The sequence below is a fragment of the Acinetobacter sp. YH12070 genome (assembly GCF_013419625.1).
GTDB lineage: Bacteria > Pseudomonadota > Gammaproteobacteria > Pseudomonadales > Moraxellaceae > Acinetobacter > Acinetobacter amyesii.
Genome location: NZ_VOZT01000036.1, coordinates 1 through 21,096 on the forward strand (window position 1 = coordinate 1; position 21,096 = coordinate 21,096).

A 21,096-nucleotide genomic window follows, 5' to 3' on the forward strand; every position below is an offset into this window, starting at 1 on the left:
GAAAATGTATATCGTTGGCAGAAGAAATTATTTAGACCAATTATCAAAAGCTTCATTGATGACTTTATTCTCGATAAAAATCATCTGCTACCACAGAGAATCTTTAAATAATAGTGCGTAAGTCCTAGAAAAATAATTTTAATGAGTTTATTTCTGGAATTTTATTTGAAATCAATCAATTTAATGTGGGCAAAGTCCATGAAAGATTCTATATAGTTTTATTGAATTATTTGCATTGGTTTGAAATTTATACAAATAATTTTTCTTCGTATATTAGTAAATCAGAGTTTGAAAGAATTATTGATGAACTTTTATTTAGGGATTTAGATGGGGAAAGTAGAATTACGTACAATCACCTTAAATCTTTAGATGATTCTCATTATTTTTTAGATATCCAGAGCTTTTTTAAATTATATTTAATCTTAAAGGTTCGAAGATATCAGTTGTCTAGTGATGATGTAGAACTTGAAAAATTAGAAAAAAAATTGGATGTATGTTTTGAGCCAATGTTGTGGAGTAAAGACAAACAAGATTTATTGGTTATTAATCGTGATTTTCCTGAATTTAAAAAACAGATGAATTCAAGTCGGGTGCTTTTGCCACTTTCATTAATAGTTTTTAACTTTACTTTTGTATCATTAATATCTAATACAAGTTTGAGAGTATCTATCCAAATATTTCTAGCAATAGTAGCTGCGTGTCTTTTAGCTAATGTTTCTAAAGGGGCAAAATCCGAAAAGGACTCATTAGAGTTGAAAGTATGGGATTATATCTTGGTGTTGAGCGAGGATAAAAACTCATTGACGAAAAGCAGTTGAACTATTTCTTTAAATTATAATTTGTACAGTGGTTTTTGTGGATTAAACTGCTCCCACAAATCATTTTTGAATTTATATGGAAACCCTAATTTTTCTCTCATAGGGAAGAGAAATAGTTTCATAAAAAAAGGTGGCTAATGAGCCACCTTAACTATTTTATTTATCGTGATATAACCAATAATAACCTGCATAACACGCCGCCATAAAGATCAGACAGCCAATAAAGCCTGAAAGCATTTCAGGATCTGCAGCCATACTTAAACCTGTTGCGGTACAGCAGACAAAGCCAAGAATTGGAACCAGCGGGAACCATGGTGTACGGAATTTAAGTTCTGACACGCTATGACCTTGTTTCAGCCATTGGCGACGGAAGTTAAATTGACTCCAGCAAATACTCATCCACACGATCACCATGGTGAAAGCGGCAATCCCCATCAAGTTTTTGAAGATCACATCTGCGCCAAATTGTTCTGACAATAGACCCGGTAAACCACCGATCATAGTGACCAATACAGCAATATAAGGCACACCAGTTTTGCTTAATTTTCCGAAAGCACGTGGTAATTGTTTTTGTGCAGACAGCGCCCACATCATACGTGATGCAGCATATAAACCAGAGTTAGCTGTAGAGAGTAAAGCCGTAATAATGACGAAACGAATTAAGTCTTCTGCATAGGGAATGCCCATCAGGTTAAATACGGAAACGAATGGGCTACTACTTAAGCCGCCATGTCCGCCGACATTTAAACCTGCATCGGTATAGGTCAACAGTGAACTGATGACGATAATAGTGCCGACAAAGAAAATGATTAAGCGCCATACCGCAGCATGAATGGCTTTAGGCACATTCTTTTCAGGGTTTTCAGTTTCACCTGCAGCGATACCAATCATTTCTGTACCATTAAAGGCAAAGTTCACAATCAATAATGTGGCAAACAGTGGGAACAAACCATTTGGCAGCCAACCATGTTCAGTCAAATTGTGGAACATTGGAGCTGATTCATAGCCTTGGAAAGGCACGAAACCAAAGATGCAGGCAAAACCAAGGATGATGAAAATCAATACTGTTGCAACTTTCACCATGGATAACCAAAATTCTGACTCTGCGAATGCGCGTGTAGAACTTAGATTAGAAATCAGTACACCAGCAGCAAAGATCAGTGTCCATAACCAAATAGAGGTTTGTGGAAACCATTCCTGCATCAAAATAGCCGCCGCAGTAAATTCTGTACCTAAGGTGGCAGACCAGCCCAACCAGTACATCCAAGACACCATATAACCGGTACCCGGGCCAATATAATTTGTTGCAAAAGCACCAAAAGAGCCAGAAACAGGTAAATGTACGGCAAGCTCACCCAAACAGAGCATAACCATGTAGGCAATCAGACCGCCAATAATATAGGCAAGTACAGCACCTAAAGGTCCAGCTTGTGAAATAACTTCACCTGAACCCATAAACAAACCAGTACCAATTGCACCACCAAGTGAGAGCATCACAAGGTGTCGAGTCGTCATCGCACGTTTAAGCGATGGACTTTTACCTTCAGCAGACGAATGTTGCGAAGGTTCAGAGGGAGATTGCATAGTGAAAAGAAAATTGAACGAAAGGTATATTTTATGATTGAATGCAGTGAAATGATTGATAAATCGAATTTTTCTTATAATGTGATAATACTGATCTAAAATTTAAATCTTTAGCACTGACCATTAGATTAATGGTCAGGAGTTTGATATTCGGCTTCGGAGGTTGCAGGTACTTGAGTTTGTTCGGTTACAGGGGCTTTGGTGTCATCACGACTCACAATATACAGATAGAGTGCAGATGGAAATAAGATGGCTAAAACCAAGAGCAACTTTTTAAACATAGGGTGTTCTTACATCAAAATAGATCAAGCTGAAGTATAAACAAAACCAGTCAGGCTGTAATTAATTAAAGTTTACGGTTTTTCTGTTCTAGATTAGACAGGATGACTTGGTAAATGTCAGGGTAGAGTTGTTTAAAGTTCCGTTGTTGCATGATTTTGATGGTTGAGGCATTTGGTTTGACACCCAGTTTTAAAATTTTTTGGGTTAACGCGAGTTGTGGGGAGCGACCATCAAAATGTGTATTTAGTAAGTTACCATCGGTATATTTAACTGTGAGTCCAATATTCAGGAGATAATCAAAAACATCAGGCAAACCAAAACCGGCGGCTTTGTAGAGTAAATTATATGTTTCTGCACGATAGCCACGGCCGTATGTTTGATGTGTTTTTAATAATCCTAATGCATTATAAAATTCTAATTTGGCAATAATTTCTTGTTCATTAATAGAACCATCGCCATTTTTTAAAATCCTATTGATGGTGTTAAAAGTGACATCGTTTGAGCTGGGTTTGCAATCAGCAGCAATCAGTCGCTTGATATCTTGAAGTGGAAGTATAAGATGTGTCCGAAGGTGTGTAAAAAAGGGTAGTCCCTAAGTTGATATTAATACGCTCGCTTTTGACTTTACTGCGATCTTCTAAACCACTCATTACTGGAACGATGGATTCACGTTTAGAGGCATAACTATTGATGCCCCATTGTTCAGAGAGTTTGCTGTATAGATTCAGGCTTAAGCCGTGTTTTTTATATTCTTTATTATTTGATGATGTTGGATCTTCAAACTCTGCAGCTTCTTCTTCATCGGTAAAATGATAACGTGACCAATCACTTTCCGTGTAGTCGTAAGTAACGGAGCCGTGGATTTTGCCAATTTCAGTATTTGGGGTACAAATTTCAGCATTAACTACACCACCTGTAAATTCGCCGTATGCTGCAGAAACATTACTATCGATCAATTCTAATTTACAAATTAAATCGGTATTTAGGGCCATCCCTTGTGAGCCACCATCAAGCTTGCCTGAATAGGAGTTGCCGCTTGCCAGAGGGTCAAGGTTATTGGTGGTATTGACGCCGTTAATTACAAATTTATTTCGGTAAGTTTGCGCGCCATTAATAGATATCTCGGATGGTCGTAGCTCAGCCTGTGAATCTGCAGAACGTTGTTCACGGCTAAACTGCACATTTGGATTAACTTTTAAAAAGTCTGTGATATTTTTCGAACTATTCGGCGTTTTTTCTAAATCTTCTTTGGAGTAGACGGTTGTACCTACTTCTTGCTTGGCTTTGACTTCAACTTCAATCGGCGACATTTTGATATTATTGCTTTGAATAAATTGAGTTGTATCAATTTCATTAGCATAAGCTTGAGATGCTAAAGCAGTCAAAATTGCGAGATTGAGGGGAGAATAGGCAAAGCGCATGGCTGTCAACAATTATGCAGATAAAAACGATAGCGATTATCATTAACTTTATAAAAATAATCAATAGAAATGAGAATTATTTGCAATAAGTGATTTTTTAATACACAGCGAATTCAATGAAAATTTTGAATAATCAGAAGAGATGGTGATGTGTATTCAATAGACTTGAATAATCAGCTTGGAGAAAGTCTGAATAAGAATTGGCGTCCCTACGGGGATTCGAACCCCGGTTACCGCCGTGAAAGGGCGATGTCCTAGGCCTCTAGACGATAGGGACGTTTAGAAGATGGCGGTATCTTATTGATCCGCCATCATAGTGTCAAGTAGGTGAGGGCCGAGTTTGTTCAAAATATAACAGAACAGTTCAGCGGTCTTCTGAGTATCGTAAAGTGCAGAGTGTGCTTCTTTGCCATCAAACTCAATACCTGCCTGAATACATGATTTTGCCAGCACAGTTTGTCCAAACATTACAGCGCTCAAAGTCACTGTATCGAATACGGAAAAACTATGGAAAGGATTTTGATTTTTTGTCCCTGTACGTGCAATAGCTGCCTGTACAAAACCTAAGTCAAAATGGGCATTATGACCCACTAAAACCGCGTGTGTGCAGTTCTGTTGGCGACGTACTTCATTTACTGCTTTGAAGATACGCTTTAATGCTGATTTTTCATCTTCAGCCATGGCCATACGCATCGGATTAAATGGATCTACACCAATAAAATCCAGTGAACGACGGTCAAGGTTGGCACCTTCAAACGGATTGATATGTGCATGGTGGGCTTCACCCGGTACAAAATTACCTTCTGCATCATACACAATAGGAATAGCTGCAATTTCCAGTAAGGCATCGGTCTGTGAATTAAAACCTGCTGTTTCGACATCGACAACAACAGGTAGGAATCCACGGAAACGTTGACCAATGACTGGTCGAGTTTCATCTGTCACACTTTTCTCCATTGGATGGTCTTACCCGCATACAACGGAATAATTTTTTCGCCATCCAAATAGTCTAAACTTTCAGGGATCACTTGATCTTCTTTTACCAAGGTAATGGTATTGGTATTTCGAGGGAGTCCGTAGAAGTCTGCACCAAAGTGGCTTGCAAAACCTTCTAAACGGTCGATTTTACCGACTTGATCAAATGCTTGAGCGTATAGCTCAATTGCTGTTGGTGCACTATAACATCCTGCACAGCCACATGCATTTTCTTTAGCATTTTTTGAGTGAGGCGCACTGTCTGTACCTAAGAAAAATTTAGGGTTTGCACTGGTCGCAACTTCGAGCAATGTTTGCTGATGGGTTTGGCGTTTTAAAATCGGTAGGCAATAGAAATGCGGTTTAATACCACCCACCAACATATCATTACGGTTAAACAATAAATGTTGCGGTGTGATTGTCGCAGCGACATTACGGTCTTGTTCTAATACAAAATGCGCAGCTTCACTAGTAGTGATGTGTTCTAGCACCAATTTTAATTTAGGGAACTGTTTTAACAGTGGAGAAAGCACTTCATCTAGGAAACGTTTTTCACGGTCAAAAATATCCACATGGTTGTGGGTCACTTCACCATGTAACAGTAATGGTACTTGGTGTTCTTCGAGCTGCTCAATCACACCATAGACTTTACTAATATCGCTGACACCACTGTCCGAGTTCGTGGTTGCACCTGCTGGATAGAGCTTGATGGCATTAACATGCTCAGATTCTTTAATTTTTTTAACTTCACTTGCAGGTGTGTTGTCTGTGAAATAGAGCACCATGCGCGGGTCAAAGTGAACGCCTTCAGGAACATGTGCCATGATACGTTCACGGTATGCATTTGCTTCTTCAACGGTTTTTACCGGTGGTACGGTATTTGGCATACAAATCGCGCGAGAGAATTGTTGTGCTAAATCAGGAACTGTACGCTTTAGGGCTAGGCCGTCACGTAAATGTGCATGCCAATCATCTGGCTGAAGAAGAGTAATCGTATTCACAGCGATTCCAAGCTTGGAAATAAAACAAATGATAATGCAAATAATGTGAAAATGGTAACGAGATTTATGTACAAATGACTGAACAGATATAAATAAAGAATAAAACTGTGGTATTTTTAAATGACTAAAAGAATTAGATAAATGCTTGGAAATGGAATACAAGTATAACCTTGCAAAGTTGCAATACGATAAAGAAAAAATAGAGGAACTGATTACACGGCAAACTCGTCGTGTAGGGGAAATGTTTCCTAAAAAACTGGAAACTCAATTTTGGACTTTAAGCCTCGATCGTGCGCAAACCAACATACGTCATTTTTTTTGGATGGGAGTGTTGATCTACTTTGTGCTCACGATGCTGATCATTCCCGGAGATTACTGGATAATTAATCAACAGCATTTTGTGCATGATTTTATTCGTTGTTTGCTTGGTCAGCTCAATGGTGCGCTGTGTCTTTTGGCTTTATATACCTTTGCCCGTTACGACCGTCTGAAGCCTTATTTTTCACTTGCCAGTATGTTTGTGGTGTTTTGGGCTGTTATTTCAATGTCTTGGCTCACCATGACCGTGTATACCGAAGCACTTAAACATCAGGCCATGATGATCCTTTGTATGATTTACATCTTGAGCTATATTTTGACGGGGGTTAAACCAGTCCAAATGTTGATGTCTGGATTATTGGCTGCTGTGGTCACCATGTTGATGCTTTTTTCATTAGAAGTGAAATTTGATATGATGGTGTTGGGGCGTGTACTGATTGGAAGCTGTGTATTGGGTTTTGCAATCAGTAAGATGCTCTGTGCGCGTGAAAGGATGATTTTTTTGAATATGCTGCGCGCGGATATTAGTGAAAAAATCCATCGTATTCATACCACAGAGCTTTTACATTTAAGTCAGCATGATGAATTAACTAAGATTTCCAACCGACGTACTTTTGATGAAATGCTCGATACCTTTTATGAGCAATCTCGACGTAATAACACCTCGCTCGCTGTGTTGTTTATCGATGTCGATCATTTTAAAAACTATAACGATTTCTACGGTCATCAAAAAGGCGATGATGTAATTTCAACCATTGCCAAAACCATTAAAAACGCCATTCGACATATGGATTTTGTAGCGCGATATGGTGGTGAAGAATTTGTGGTTTTATTGCCTGAAACCGATGCGCATGGTGCTTATGCGGTAGCGTCAAATATTTATAAAGCAATCGATCGTTTAGAAATTCCACATGCCAAATCACAGGTTTCAAATCACGTCACTATTAGTTTGGGTATTACGGTATATCGTGCTGAAAATATGACGAAGGATGAACTGTTAAATATTGCCGATCAGGCTTTATATCGTGCAAAACAACTCGGACGGAATCAAATTTACTATCAATCGATTCGTTCAGCGCATGTGGCTTAATGTTTAATAAAATTGAGAAATTCTCTGAAATCGGCAATAAAAAACCGCGCAAAATGCGCGGTTTTTTTATGACCCAACAAATCTTATTTGTTTTTGTCTTTTAATTGAGGCACTGCAGAACCTGTACCTACTGCAAGTAAGCCAGAGTTTGTGTAGATGCCTAATTTAGCGCGAGTATCTGTGATATCTAGGTTACGCATAGTCAATTGACCGATACGGTCAGCAGGACTAAACATAGAGTCACCTTTCTCCATAGTTAAACGCTCAGCTTCATAAGTGAGGTTAGGAGATTCAGTGTTTAGAATAGTGTAGTCATTACCACGACGAAGTTCTAAAGTCACAGTACCAGTGATTGCTTTAGCAACCCAACGCTGAGCAGTTTCACGAAGCATTAATGATTGAGAATCGAACCAACGACCTTGGTAAAGAAGACGACCTAAACGCAGACCGTTAATACGGTATTGTTCGATGGTGTCTTCGTTGTGGATACCAGTCACTAAACGCTCATAAGCAATATGAAGAAGTGCCATACCCGGAGCTTCGTAGATACCACGAGATTTTGCTTCGATGATACGGTTTTCGATTTGGTCAGACATACCTAGACCATGACGACCACCGATACGGTTAGCTTCAAGAATGAACTCAACTGGGTTTTCGATGCGTTTGCCATTTAATGCAACAGGGAAGCCTTCTTCGAAAGTTACAGAAACTTCTTCAGCTTTTACTTCTACGTCATCTTTCCAGAACGCAACGCCCATGATTGGGTCTACGATTTTGATACCCGCATTAAGGTATTCAAGATCTTTTGCTTCGTGAGTCGCACCTAACATGTTTGAGTCAGTTGAGTACGCTTTCTCTTTTGACATTTTGTAGTCAAAACCGTTGTCGATTAGGAACTGTGACATTTCTGCACGGCCACCTAATTCGTCAATAAAGGTTTGGTCTAACCACGGTTTGTAAATTTTAAGTGCTGGGTTAGTCAATAGACCATAACGGTAGAAACGTTCAATGTCGTTACCTTTATAAGTCGAACCGTCACCCCAGATGTTTACGTCATCTTCTTTCATTGCGGTTACAAGCATCGTACCTGTAACTGCACGACCAAGAGGAGTCGTGTTGAAGTAAGGCATACCACCAGTTGAAATATGGAAAGCGCCACATTGAATAGCCGCAATACCTTCTAATGCAAGTTGTAAACGACAATCAACTAAGCGAGCTTTAACTGCGCCATACGCTTCCGCTTTTTTTGGAATCGCATCGTAGTCGTCTTCATCAGGTTGACCTAAGTTTGCTGTGTAAGCATAAGGTTCTGCACCTTTTTGTTTCATCCACAAAAGCGCAGCTGAAGTATCTAGACCACCAGAGAAGGCAATACCAACTTTTTTGCCAACTGGGACATTCTGCAAGATAGTTGCATTATCAGTCATTGTTAATCCTAACGATATAAATATAGGCACCGAGAATGGGTGGCCTGAAAGAATACATATATGTGCATGATTGTAGCACTTTTCTGCGGGGTTTTTCTAAAAAATCATGAGATACAAGCGATGAGGTGGAAAAAAATGATCGTTGAAATCTATTGGTGAATACTTCATCCAGTTTTTGCGGGCGGAAAATGCGTTTTCTGAATGGAATAGGATGTAAATATAAAGAAATCTATTTGATTTAAATTAATGGTCATACCATTATTGGGTTAATTTGGTTTTTATGCTTTTCATTGAAATGAGACTGAGGTCAAACAAAGCGTGGTTATTAGACTAAAGTATATTTTATAAAGTTTAGTTGTAAATAATAAATACAAAACAGATATTTAAAAGTTGATATGGAGGTTTTTAAACGGAAAAATAATGTTTTTGTATTTTATATTGGTCATACCAAAAACAAGAAAAGCTTGAATGATTGAGTTGAAATAATTAAAAATTGCGGAGTATTTCAGCAATAGTATGAGTTTTTATGTGTTTAATATTTATATTGGTCATACCAATGATAAAAAGACCACATGCTGATATTGCTCAATAATTAAATCTTAGTAAGCATTTCAAGGAGATGACAATGCTTCAATGGCAGCAAATATATGACCCAATGGGGAATATATGGATATCAAGTTTAATTGCGCTCATTCCGATTATCTTTTTTTTCTTGGCGCTTGCTGTATTTCGTTTAAAAGGCAGTGTGGCAGGTACGATCACCGTTGTACTGGCACTGTTGGTGTCTTTATTTGCCTATGACATGCCTGCGCTTATGGCATTGGCTTCGATGGTCTACGGTTTTTTCTATGGTTTATGGCCGATCGCATGGATCATTATTGGTGCGGTGTTCCTGTATAAAATCTCAGTCAAAACAGGGCAGTTTGACATCATCCGTTCTTCGATACTTTCCATTACTGAAGATCAACGTTTACAGATGCTATTAGTCGGCTTTGCTTTCGGTACTTTCCTAGAAGGTGCTGCGGGCTTTGGTGCTCCTGTGGCGATTACCGCAGCACTATTGGTAGGTTTAGGCTTTAAACCTTTATATGCGGCAGGTCTTTGTCTGATCGTAAATACAGCGCCAGTGGCTTTTGGTGCGATGGGTATTCCAATTATCGTTGCTGGACAAGTGTCTGGTGTAGATACGATGGAAATCAGTCAGATGGTTGGTCGACAGTTGCCATTTATGGTGCCGATTGTACTGTTTTGGATTATGGCGATTATGGATGGCTGGCGCGGTGTGAAGGAAACTTGGCCTGCGGTTGTGGTTGGGGCGAGTAGCTTTGCGATTGCACAGTATCTAACGTCGAACTTTGTCGGTCCTGAATTACCCGATATTACCGCGGCGATTGCCTCTTTAGTGTCATTAACGATTTTATTTAAATATTGGCAGCCTAAACATATTTTCCGCTTTGCAGATCAAGATGCGGCGATGAGTGAAGATGTTGCTGCACAAAAACAGCAAAAATATAGCTTGGGTCAAATTGCAAAAGCGTGGTCGCCATTTGCGATCTTAACGGTGATGGTCACGATCTGGAGTATTAAACCGTTTAAGGATTTATTTACCAAAGACGGTGCTTTACATGATTTGGTTATTTCGATCAAAGTGCCATTCTTACACCAATTGGTTCAAAAGATGCCGCCAGTCGTACCTGAAATGAAGGACTACGATGCCATCTATAAATTTGATTGGTTTTCGGCAACAGGTACGGCAATTGTCATTGCTGCGATCATTACCATTATTTTCTTAAAAATGAAGCCGAAAGACGCGATTGTGACCTTTGGTGAAACCATTAATGAATTAAAAATTCCAATTTATTCGATTGGGATGGTGTTGTCTTTTGCTTTTATCGCCAACTATTCAGGTATGTCTTCGACCTTGGCTTTGGCCCTTGCACATACAGGTCAAGCCTTTACCTTCTTCTCGCCATTTTTAGGATGGCTTGGTGTATTCCTCACGGGTTCAGATACGTCAGCCAATGCGCTATTTGCAGCATTGCAGGCGACTACTGCACAACAAATCGGTGTGCCAGAAGTATTACTCGTTGCTGCTAATACCAGTGGCGGTGTGACAGGGAAAATGATTTCACCACAGTCAATTGCAATTGCATGTGCGGCAGTCGGGTTGGTAGGTAAAGAGTCGGATTTATTCCGTTTTACCGTAAAACACAGTATAACGTTCACAATCATGATGGGGATTTTAATCACCCTACAAGCTTATGTGTTCCCTTGGATGATTCCATAACACGAATTGTGTAACAACGTTAAGGAAAGCAGATGAAAGTCTCTGATAAAACTGTTCAAAGTCTTCGTGTATTGATTGAACAAAGCAATATGCAAGTTGGAGATCGTCTGCCTGCTGAACGGAAATTGTGTGAACAACTTGGCGTCTCACGCACCTCTTTACGCGAGGCGATTTCTCAATTGACTAGCATGGGCGTGTTGGTCAGTAAAGTGGGTGCGGGGACGTTTTTAAAGCAATTACCAGCGACTTGGTCGAGTTATCAAATTGTGCAGCCCATCAGCAGTTTGATTAGTGAAGACCCTGCCTACCGTTTTGATGTGCAAGAGGCGCGCATTATTTTAGAAGGTGGTACTGCATGGTATGCGGCACAACGTGCTACAGCAGAGGACTTGGCACATATCCGACATTATTATGATCAGATCAATCATTTTCAGGCTTTAGGCAATGACGATGAAGCAGCGCGTGCAGATGCCAAATTTCATTTAGCAATTGCTGAAGCATCACATAATTTAGTGTTGATTCAGATGATGCGTGGTCTATTTGATCTGTTGCAATTTAATGTCGTTTTAGGTCGTCGAAAAGTTTATAGCGAAGCACACCGATTTGATCAATTGCATGATCAGCACTTCCAAGTCATGAATGCAATTGAACGTCGTGATCCTGAAGCTGCACGTAAAGCAGTCTGTGGACACATTGAGTTTGTAGTACAACAGGTGCGCATGATTGATGAAGAAGAAGCTCGTCGTCAGCGTGCCAGTCGATTAAACAGGATATAAGCATGATTATTTCTTCTGCCAATGACTATCGTGAAGCGGCACGTCGTCGTTTACCGCCATTTTTATTTCATTACATCGATGGCGGGGCGTATGCCGAATATACCTTAAAGCGTAATGTAGAAGATTTATCAAAAATAGCGTTGCGTCAACGTGTGCTGAATGACATGTCACAGCTGAGTTTAGAAACCCAACTGTTTAATGAAACCTTATCAATGCCTGTGGCTTTATCACCTGTGGGTTTAACGGGAATGTATGCACGCCGCGGCGAAGTTCAAGCAGCAGTAGCCGCAGATAAAAAGGGCATTCCATTTACGCTGTCTACCGTTTCAGTATGTCCTATTGAAGAGGTGTCGCCAGCGATTCAGCGTCCCATGTGGTTTCAGTTATATGTGCTACGTGACCGTGGCTTTATGAAAAATGCCTTAGAACGTGCCAAAGCTGCAGGCTGTTCAACTTTAGTGTTTACCGTGGATATGCCTGTTCCGGGCGCGCGTTACCGTGATGCGCACTCGGGGATGAGTGGTCCAAATGCAGCCATGCGCCGTTATATGCAGTCGTGTTTCCACCCACACTGGGCGTGGAATGTGGGTTTATTAGGTCGTCCGCATGACTTGGGCAATATTTCTAAATACTTGGGTAAACCAACAGGGCTTGAAGATTACATCGGCTGGTTAGGCAATAACTTTGATCCCTCTATTTCATGGAAAGACCTTGAGTGGATTCGTGAATTTTGGGATGGCCCGATGGTCATTAAAGGCATACTTGACCCTGAAGATGCCAAAGATGCTGTGCGTTTTGGTGCAGATGGCATCGTGGTGTCAAACCATGGTGGCCGTCAGCTCGATGGTGTTTTATCTTCAGCGCGTGCATTGCCGCCAATTGCAGATGCGGTAAAAGGCGATATTAAAATTCTTGCGGACTCAGGTATTCGAAATGGTTTAGATGTGGTGCGTATGCTGGCTTTGGGTGCGGATACCTGTATGCTCGGTCGCGCGTTTGTTTATGCGCTCGGTGCAGCGGGTGGTGAAGGTGTTTCCAATCTTCTAGAACTGATTGATAAAGAAATGCGTGTTGCGATGACCTTAACTGGTGCAAAAACCATTGCGGATATTACATCTGATTGTTTGGTGAAGTTAGAGAAAGAGTTGGCTGGGTGATTTTTTGAATAGATCTCTTGGGAAAGTTATTCGTTATCAAAAAAAATTAAAAAATGAAAGTTCCCTCTCCTTGTAGGAGAGGGTTAGGGAGAGGTGTTTATTGAATAATTCTCCTAACCCTCTTGTGTAGCATTGCTACTCATCCCAAAGGGAGAAGGGATATTCATTATAGATTTTAATAACAATGACTAAAAACTTTTGATATGTGCAAATAAACCTACGTTGTTTAAATTATTTAAATCAATATTTTTTATTGCATAACAATGCAATTCCTCTTTAGCGAGGAGAGAAAATAATGAAAATGGAAAATTCTACGAGCATGCAAAGTCAATCATCACAAACCATTCAAAACTTTATCAACATCGTCGGTAAGCAACACGTTTTAACTGAAGATAAAGACACACGTTTATACCGCCAAGGTCGCCGTTACGGTGCAGGAAAAGTATTGGCTGTGGTTACACCGGGCTCTTTGCTTGAGCAATGGCAAGTGCTGCAAGCGGCTGTGGATGCAAATTGTATTGTGATTATGCAAGCCGCCAATACAGGTCTGACAGGTGGTTCAACGCCGTTTGGTGATGACTATGACCGTCCTGTGGTGCTGATAAGTACACGTCGTTTGGTTGGCATCCAAGTGATTAATGAAGGCAAGCAAGTGATTTGTCTACCGGGTGCGACATTAGACAAACTTGAAAAAGATTTGCTGCCATATAATCGTGAACCTCATTCGGTGATTGGTTCTTCGTGTATTGGGGCATCGGTTTTGGGCGGTGTATGCAATAACTCAGGGGGTGCTTTGGTACGCCGCGGTCCTGCCTATACAGAGCTTGCACTGTATGCACAAGTGAATGAGTCAGGTGAGTTAGAGTTGGTCAATCATCTAGGTGTCAATCTTGGCAATACGCCTGAAGAAATCCTCACAGCGCTGGAAAATAAAAATTATCAAATCAATGACATTGTGAATAATTCTAGTTGCTGTGCATCAGATCAACGCTACTCACATGATGTTAAACAAGTCGATGAAAATACACCTGCACGTTTTAATGCAGATCCGAGTCGACTATTTGAAGCATCAGGTTCAGCGGGTAAAGTCTGCGTCTTTGCCGTACGTTTAGATACCTTTGAAAAAATTCCTAGTCAGGTGTTTTATGTGGGAACCAATTCGCAAGATGATTTAACAGAAATTCGTCGTTTTCTATTAAAAGATCTTGCACGCCTCCCGATTGCGGGTGAGTACATTCATCGCATGGCATACGATATTGGGGCTGAATATGGCAAAGATTCTTTTGTATTTATTGAAAAATTTGGCACTGCAAAAGTTCCTGCTGCTTTTGCCATGAAAGATAAAGTCGATGGCTATTTAGAAAAACTGGGCTTGCGAGGTTTGTCGGATAAAGTCTTGCAGCTGGTGACTAAATTTTTGCCGAATCATTTGCCAAAACGTATGAATGAATTTCGTGATTTATATGAACATCATTTGATGATTCGTATTGAAAATCAGGATGTTGATCAAGTTGATGCGTATTTGAAAACGTATTTTTTAGATAAAACCTCAGGCAATTATTTTAAATGTACGGATGAAGAAGGTCGTAAGGCATTTTTACATCGTTTTGCGGTGGCAGGAGCTGCCATTCGTTATCGTGATACGCATCGTTCAGAAGTGGAAGACATTGTTGCACTGGATATTGCATTACGTCGCAATGATCGTGAATGGGTCGAAACTTTACCGAAAGCCATGGATGAGCAAATTATCCATAAACTCTATTATGGACATTTTCTCTGCCATGTGTTTCATCAAGATTATATTGTGAAAAAAGGTGTAGATCCTTTGGCAATGGAACATGCAATGTGGCATTTACTCGATGATCGTGGCGCTGAATATCCTGCAGAACACAATGTTGGCCATTTATATGTTGCTAAGCCTGAATTAAAAAATCATTATCAAAAACTGGATCCAACCAATAGCTTTAATGTCGGGATTGGACAAACCAGTAAGCTGAAACATTGGAAATAATGCTTTATAAAACAACACGCCGTGATGTGATAGTTCACGGCTTTTTTATGAGTGAATAATTTATGCGTCACACGGTATTGACCATAAAAGCGAAGAATATTTTCTAAATTGTCATCCCAAAATATAAAAAAACCGCTAAAGTGTTATGCAACAAGTTGCAAAGCCAAAATAAGGATTCTGCATGACAACGACTAGCTATGCAAATATTTTAAAGCCTTTACATTTGGGTTTTACCACGATTAAAAACCGTGTCGTGATGGGGTCCATGCATAGTGGGCTGGAAGATCGTTTTTATAACTATCCTAAATTGGCAGCTTATTTTGGTGAGCGTGCTAAAGGTGGTGTCGGCCTGATTATTACAGGCGGTATTTCTCCAAACCGCCAAGGTTGGCTGTTACCTGCTGGCGGTACCATGAATACTTTAGGTGATATTGCTCCACATCGCTTGGTGACCCATGCAGTACATAAGCATGGTGCCAAAATTTTAATGCAAATTTTGCATGCTGGGCGTTATGGCTATCAGCCTTTTGCAGTGTCAGCAAGTCCGATTAAATCTCCGATTTCACCTTTTAAACCACGTCAATTAACGGACAAACAAATTCTTTCAACCATTGATGATTATGTCAAAACGGCAAGTCTTGCACATAAGGCCGGCTATGATGGTGTTGAAATTATGGGTTCAGAAGGCTACTTGTTGAATCAGTTTTTAAGCCGTCATGTCAACCAACGGACAGACCGTTGGGGCGGTGAAATTGAAAATCGTATGCGCCTTGCGGTTGATATTGTGAAATCAATACGTGCTGAAGTGGGTGAGAAATTTATTATCTGCTTCCGTTTGTCATTGCTTGATTTGGTTCATGATGGGAACACTATGGCAGAAGTCATTACTGTTGCTAAAGCATTGGAAGCAGCGGGTGTGACGTTATTGAACACGGGTATTGGTTGGCATGAAGCACGTATTCCGACAATTGTGACCTCAGTGCCTCGCGCAGCGTTTGTGGACTATACCGCTGAAGTCAAAAAACATGTTGCGATTCCTGTCATTGCGTCCAACCGTATCAATATGCCAGATACAGCTGAAGAAATTTTGGCTTCAGGCAAGGCAGATATGGTGCAAATGGCGCGTCCATTCTTGGCAGACCCATTTTGGGTAAATAAAACGGCGACCAACCGTGTCGATGAAATTAATACCTGTATTGCCTGTAACCAAGCCTGCTTAGATCATACTTTTAAAAATCAGCGTGCGACGTGTTTGGTCAACCCACGAGCGGCATATGAAACTGAATTGGTTTATTTAAAGACCAAAAAACCGAAGCGTATTGCAGTCGTCGGTGGTGGCGTGGCAGGGATGTCTGCTGCAACGGTTGCAGCAAGCCGAGGCCATGCGGTGACTTTATTTGAAGCTGGTGCAGAGGTAGGTGGTCAATTTAATTTGGCGAAAGTCGTTCCCGGCAAAGAAGAATTTCACGAAACGATTCGCTACTTTAAAGTTCAAATCGAAAAAACAGGTGTTGATTTGCGTTTAAACACGCGTGTAAACCGTGAGCAACTTGAACGTGAAGGGTTTGAGGAAGTTGTTATTGCAACTGGTGTGGTTCCTCGCAGCTTAAAAATTGAAGGTAGTGATGCACCGAATGTCTTGTCTTATGCAGAAGTGCTGAAGGGCGCAGCTGTGGGGAATAAAGTTGCTGTGATTGGTGCAGGCGGCATTGGCTTTGATGTATCTGAATTTTTACTCAAACCACCACATCAGCCACAACCAATGCCTTTAGCGGATTGGCAGCGGGAGTGGGGTGTTGATCCAAATCCAAACTATGTAACAGAAGGCGGTATGCAGGCTGCTGAGCTCGAACCTCCTGTTCGAGAAATTTATTTATTACAACGTAAAACAACTGCACTCGGTGCAGGGTTAGGTAAAACATCAGGCTGGGTACACCGTGCACAATTAAAGAAAAATGCGGTTCGTATGCTGCGTGGTGTTCAATACAAAGCCATTAGTGATGAAGGGCTTTGGGTTGAACATGCAGGGCATGATCAATTATTACGTGTAGATACGATCGTTGTTTGTGCAGGTCAGGAATCGGTAAAGCATTTGATGCCCGAACAGGGTGAGAAAACCCTTGCCAATTACCATATTATTGGTGGTGCAAAACTAGCAGCAGAGTTAGATGCGAAACGCGCAATACGTGAAGGTGCGGAGCTCGCGGCTAAACTTTAAGGATTTGGCGAAACAATATTCATTTGAAAGGTTTAGTTGTAATTTTTACTTGTCAGATGAATAAAACCTCCGTATTATGGCGCACATGGAAGCGTGGCAGAGCGGTTTAATGCACCGGTCTTGAAAACCGACGAGGGCGCGAGTCCTCCGTGAGTTCGAATCTCACCGCTTCCGCCAAATTCAAAAAAGCCCCTGTAGTGATACAGGGGCTTTTTTTATCTTAGATTTAAATTGGAGATGGTAGTCATTACATACCAGTGTTTTTAATAATGTCAGAAATGAATTTCAGGCATAGCATTAAGTCAAGTATTGATGTCAGCGTATTTACAGGCTGAATTGAAAGTAAGAAAAAAGAATAATGGTTTATTGATATTATTGAATTTTATTTAATGGCTGAGTTATTCACAACACTCCCAATCAGTGGGCAGAGCTATGATCGCTTATTTTGAAAAAATATCAATTGTATTTTATTTGATCAAATGTTTAGAAGTGTCACGACCCCTTGGCAAGGGATAAAAAAGTGCTATATTTAAATCACAGTAGGTCATAAGCAAGACGCTACTAATAGGTTGGACGGATCAATGACAGCTCGTTGAGTTTAGTAATATTTAAGATGTTTTTGAATATTACAGACAAGAAATCAGCACTAGCCTTCCAACATAGAGCCCGCAGCAATGCGGGCTTTTTAATGTCTTTCAAAATGTGAAAATATAGTGTTTTTGTCAAACAATAATTAAATAGTCAATCTATGTTATTGATATATATTTACTAAAGTAAAATAAGTTTACATTGCCATGAAATCTAACATTTACAAAGCAGGTTGTTGCGTAAAGGTGTGATATAAAAAATTCAATTATTAAAACAAGTAGAGACGTCACTATGACACAGATGATCGATATTAAAGTGAAGGACCAATTTAGTCAGGTTTATGAAGCACAAGCTTTGGTGCGTAATCCTTCAGAAGAAGATTCAAGAGCGCTGTTTCATCGCATTGAACATATCATTATTGCAGGTGAAATCATCCTACCCAGTATCGAATTACTTTTTGAAAGTCAAAAATCGGACAGTATTTACAAGCTTTTAGAAGCTTAAATTGAATGAATAAAAAACTCACCTTAATGGTGAGTTTTTTTTTAGAGATAGAACTTTAAGCTATTTGATCTGCTTTAAATTGATTCAAAATATAAGACAGTAACTGATAGCGTGTCATCGGGTTGCTAGAAGACAGTTCAATGTCTTGTTTACGTACTTGGATTTCTTGAGTTAAAACACCAGCTTGAAAACGTTGTACGATCATATGATCTTTTGATACATCATGATCGGTCAGCACCAGTTTTGGTCCAAGGTGCAGATGTCCAATCGCATCTAGACATTGTTCAAGGCTGCTATATAGGTTGAAAAGGATGAGTGCCTGATCATTAGAATAATTGGCTAAATTCATTTTTATTATCCATGGTCAAAAATTATTGAGCAGGAATAGTGTATACGAATTGAGCAATAATAATCTGTATGGATTATTTTTCATTTAATGTCTGTCTAGCTAACTTTGGTTAAATCATTGAGACAGCTTAAATCTTTATGAAAAATAAGTTGGAATTCGCTTTAAATTAAAGAGGCTTGAATACCAATGGGACATCATAACGGGCAAATTCCTCAATGATACTGTTTAAAACCAATTGAGCTTGTGGCTCAGCTGCTGTAAAGGTGAGTTCTTGGTTCGTTTGGCTGTTGAAGCACTCGACTTGTTCTATACGCCAAATTGTTTCAAGGGCTGTATTTTGAATGACCACCCGTCGAGGCTGTAATTCATCACTAATTTTTCGTGGCATGACATAGGTAATGGCCAATTGAACATCGGGCAATTCGTCTGGTGAGGTTAAGAATGTAAACACCCAATTGCCAATTTTGCTGAGTTGCATTGGATTATCGAAAGAATCAAATTCTAAACAAAATTGTTGTGACATTGACATGCTCAAACGCTGGGAGGTCGGTTTAATTCTTGCGATTTTTTACTGTTGATTGACATTAGGGGAAGGTCGTATAAAACAGCAGTTAAAACCTTAAAAGAAATAAGTGAATCAATAAAGTTAATAAAATTCAATTTCTTATATTGATATGCTTGAAAAATAACTCACCTCATTAAGTTGTTTTTTGAATGAGAAGTGAGGAAAAGTCTCTAAGTTAAACCAGTTGTTGCAGATTTTTTAGACTGTAATTAATTTGCTGTAATGCATGTTGTAAGAGTTTAGGTTGAATATTGGATTCATTTAGACAGGTGATCCATTGCATCTGACAGGCTTTTAAGTCTGCAATATCCGTGGCCTGTTGAATATTAAGAATTAATTTTTTTGCCATAAGCCCACAATAGCGCTGTAAGTAACTGCACATAAAGCTCTGTAACTCATCAAAATCATGCTCGATGAAATCAACGGTTTTTTCTGGCAATACTGGATTGTTCGTTGTCGTAGTTTTAGGTGTGGCTTGTTTGAATTGATGGGGTGTAGAGCTCATCGCATCCATTGGTAGGGGGGGGCGTCAGTGCGTACTGTGTCTGAGTCTGAGTCTGAGTCTGAGGAACTTCCATCGTAGGCATTGAATGTTCATTAAAAGTCACATTTTTTTGCGCTGTGAAATCGGATGCAAGGCTAAAGGTATTGAGATCGGACGTATTGCTAGGCGCTTTTTTAGGAGTATTAAAAGCAGAAAAATCTGAGCTTTGAAGGCGTAGATGATCATGTGCTGTAATTGGCTGAATCAGCCCAAGTTCCATTAGTTGCTCAAGCAATGTCACTTCAGCAATGCGCTGCTGATAATGCACAGGCATTTGGTTAAAGTCATCAGTACCAATTAAGAGTAGCAGACGACGTTGTCTTGCATTTAATGCGAGCTGTCGGTCTTTTAATGTTTGAAAACCCAGCTCAGTTTTTTGATAGTTGAACATGCCTTAATTCCATAGCTCAAAAGAATTAAGGCAATCCTATGCAGTAATAATGACAGTAATATTAAGAAAATATTAAATAATCAATGATTTATAAAGTAATGACAGCAGAATTTTCTAAAGCTTTACGTAGGTACGGGTCTAAGTCATCTTGACGTAATAGCCATTGCACATAGTCCGCAGGTAATTCAGCAATTGCAGTACCACGGTGTTTACCAAAATTAATACTGCGTGGAATGCGTGCATCTTCCGAAGCTTCGTATAATTCTTCGATGCTGTTGATTTTTAAGTGATGCACAATATGCATCAAAATATTGGCAGTTAAAATAATATCCATATCTGCGCGGTGAGCTTTACGGATCATTTCACGGGCTTTTCCACTGCCTTTGGTGATCATATATATCAAGGCAGAAATATTATGCGCTTCTGCATCAGGCCAAACACGACGAGCTAGCGCAAGGGTACAAATGGCTTTGATTTTTGAACTATCTACACCGCATTTTTCGAGAGCTCGAATATCGTAGTCGATATTATGCCCAATGATGTATGTCGTCTCTGATGGGAGTTCAAAACTGCTGTAGTGGGGCTGACCTTCAAGATCTGATTCTAAAATATGATGTACAGCCATTGCTGCAAAAGAAATTGCTTCATCACAACGATAAAGTTGATCAAAAATTTTAGATTTATCTAGGGTAATTTTGGCATCTGCCACCTGAATTGGAGCATAGGCAATCTCGATGGGTTGTCCATTTAGTGTATGGGTTTCTGTGTCGAGAATGATGGCTTGCATGTC

The 21,096-nt window shown here is 39.9% G+C and carries 20 protein-coding genes, 2 tRNA genes and 1 pseudogene; 10 read left to right on the forward strand and 13 right to left on the reverse strand.

Translation table 11 applies throughout. The features are described from left to right. Positions 1-111: pseudogene (locus FTU17_RS11385) on the forward strand (IS701 family transposase); the annotation flags it as partial. A 74-nt stretch (positions 112-185) separates the two neighbouring features. Beyond that, positions 186-818: a hypothetical protein gene (locus tag FTU17_RS11390; protein WP_180135529.1), complete on the forward strand. Its 633-nt coding sequence runs from the start codon at positions 186-188 to the stop codon at positions 816-818. Positions 819-974: 156 nt separating this feature from the next. Here the strand turns inward: FTU17_RS11390 and FTU17_RS11395 are convergent, their stop codons facing one another. The 7 genes from FTU17_RS11395 to pyrC form a co-directional block, all read right to left on the reverse strand. Beyond that, positions 975-2,402 carry an amino acid permease gene (locus tag FTU17_RS11395; protein ID WP_180135531.1) on the reverse strand — a complete coding sequence of 476 codons (1,428 nt, stop codon included), beginning with the start codon at positions 2,400-2,402 and terminating at the stop codon, positions 975-977. Between the two features lie 128 nt (positions 2,403-2,530). Next, on the reverse strand, positions 2,531-2,683 hold the full coding sequence (locus FTU17_RS11400) for a hypothetical protein (RefSeq protein ID WP_180135533.1): 153 nt from the start codon (positions 2,681-2,683) through the stop codon (positions 2,531-2,533). 65 nt (positions 2,684-2,748) lie between these two features. Further along, positions 2,749-2,997: a hypothetical protein gene (locus FTU17_RS11405; RefSeq protein ID WP_180135535.1), complete on the reverse strand. Its 249-nt coding sequence runs from the start codon at positions 2,995-2,997 to the stop codon at positions 2,749-2,751. Positions 2,998-3,199: 202 nt separating this feature from the next. Beyond that, complete coding sequence (locus tag FTU17_RS11410; RefSeq protein WP_180135537.1) at positions 3,200-4,105, reverse strand: Plug domain-containing protein; 906 nt, start codon at positions 4,103-4,105, stop codon at positions 3,200-3,202. A 201-nt stretch (positions 4,106-4,306) separates the two neighbouring features. Beyond that, positions 4,307-4,382: transfer RNA gene (locus FTU17_RS11415), tRNA-Glu, on the reverse strand. 20 nt (positions 4,383-4,402) lie between these two features. Continuing rightward, the gene (rnt, locus tag FTU17_RS11420; RefSeq protein ID WP_078189149.1) at positions 4,403-5,062 is read right to left on the reverse strand and encodes a ribonuclease T; all 660 of its coding nucleotides are present in this window, start codon (positions 5,060-5,062) and stop codon (positions 4,403-4,405) included. Continuing rightward, entirely contained in the window at positions 5,047-6,081 is a 1,035-nt protein-coding gene (gene pyrC, locus FTU17_RS11425) for a dihydroorotase (protein WP_111885770.1), read from the reverse strand. The genes rnt and pyrC overlap by 16 nt, the downstream gene beginning before the upstream one ends. 151 nt (positions 6,082-6,232) lie before the next feature. On the opposite strand from pyrC, the gene FTU17_RS11430 reads away from it, so the two are divergent. Beyond that, complete coding sequence (locus FTU17_RS11430) at positions 6,233-7,489, forward strand: diguanylate cyclase (protein ID WP_180135539.1); 1,257 nt, start codon at positions 6,233-6,235, stop codon at positions 7,487-7,489. 83 nt (positions 7,490-7,572) lie between these two features. Here the strand turns inward: FTU17_RS11430 and argG are convergent, their stop codons facing one another. Further along, the gene (argG, locus tag FTU17_RS11435) at positions 7,573-8,916 is read right to left on the reverse strand and encodes an argininosuccinate synthase (protein ID WP_078192912.1); all 1,344 of its coding nucleotides are present in this window, start codon (positions 8,914-8,916) and stop codon (positions 7,573-7,575) included. Between the two features lie 619 nt (positions 8,917-9,535). Between argG and lldP the strand changes: the two genes are divergently transcribed. The 7 genes from lldP (at position 9,536) to FTU17_RS11470 (ending at position 18,457) form a co-directional block, all read left to right on the forward strand. After that, positions 9,536-11,203 (forward strand): L-lactate permease, encoded by a 1,668-nt coding sequence (gene lldP / locus FTU17_RS11440; protein ID WP_180041532.1) that lies wholly within the window; start codon positions 9,536-9,538, stop codon positions 11,201-11,203. A gap of 32 nt (positions 11,204-11,235) precedes the next feature. After that, positions 11,236-11,979 carry a transcriptional regulator LldR gene (lldR, locus tag FTU17_RS11445; protein ID WP_180004196.1) on the forward strand — a complete coding sequence of 248 codons (744 nt, stop codon included), beginning with the start codon at positions 11,236-11,238 and terminating at the stop codon, positions 11,977-11,979. 2 nt (positions 11,980-11,981) lie between these two features. Next, positions 11,982-13,136, forward strand: coding sequence for an FMN-dependent L-lactate dehydrogenase LldD (gene lldD, locus FTU17_RS11450; protein WP_180004197.1), 1,155 nt, complete (start codon positions 11,982-11,984; stop codon positions 13,134-13,136). Positions 13,137-13,455: 319 nt separating this feature from the next. Next, entirely contained in the window at positions 13,456-15,147 is a 1,692-nt protein-coding gene (gene dld / locus FTU17_RS11455) for a D-lactate dehydrogenase (RefSeq protein ID WP_180135548.1), read from the forward strand. 181 nt (positions 15,148-15,328) lie between these two features. After that, a complete protein-coding gene (locus tag FTU17_RS11460) occupies positions 15,329-17,365 on the forward strand; it encodes an NADPH-dependent 2,4-dienoyl-CoA reductase (protein WP_180074327.1) in 2,037 nt (678 codons plus the stop codon). A gap of 87 nt (positions 17,366-17,452) precedes the next feature. Continuing rightward, a tRNA-Ser gene (locus tag FTU17_RS11465) sits at positions 17,453-17,542 on the forward strand. 702 nt (positions 17,543-18,244) lie between these two features. After that, positions 18,245-18,457 carry a hypothetical protein gene (locus tag FTU17_RS11470; protein WP_078189132.1) on the forward strand — a complete coding sequence of 71 codons (213 nt, stop codon included), beginning with the start codon at positions 18,245-18,247 and terminating at the stop codon, positions 18,455-18,457. Between the two features lie 55 nt (positions 18,458-18,512). On the opposite strand, the gene FTU17_RS11475 is transcribed toward FTU17_RS11470, so the two are convergent. From FTU17_RS11475 to FTU17_RS11495, 5 genes are all read right to left on the reverse strand, one after another. Beyond that, a complete protein-coding gene (locus tag FTU17_RS11475) occupies positions 18,513-18,806 on the reverse strand; it encodes a hypothetical protein (protein WP_180135541.1) in 294 nt (97 codons plus the stop codon). A 166-nt stretch (positions 18,807-18,972) separates the two neighbouring features. Next, the gene (locus FTU17_RS11480) at positions 18,973-19,329 is read right to left on the reverse strand and encodes a hypothetical protein (RefSeq protein WP_180123772.1); all 357 of its coding nucleotides are present in this window, start codon (positions 19,327-19,329) and stop codon (positions 18,973-18,975) included. Positions 19,330-19,546: 217 nt separating this feature from the next. Next, positions 19,547-19,876 carry a hypothetical protein gene (locus tag FTU17_RS11485; protein ID WP_180135543.1) on the reverse strand — a complete coding sequence of 110 codons (330 nt, stop codon included), beginning with the start codon at positions 19,874-19,876 and terminating at the stop codon, positions 19,547-19,549. Then, positions 19,836-20,306 (reverse strand): hypothetical protein, encoded by a 471-nt coding sequence (locus tag FTU17_RS11490; protein WP_180135545.1) that lies wholly within the window; start codon positions 20,304-20,306, stop codon positions 19,836-19,838. The genes FTU17_RS11485 and FTU17_RS11490 overlap by 41 nt, the downstream gene beginning before the upstream one ends. A gap of 88 nt (positions 20,307-20,394) precedes the next feature. Then, a complete protein-coding gene (locus FTU17_RS11495; protein ID WP_180008265.1) occupies positions 20,395-21,093 on the reverse strand; it encodes a 3'-5' exonuclease in 699 nt (232 codons plus the stop codon). Positions 21,094-21,096 lie beyond the last annotated feature (3 nt).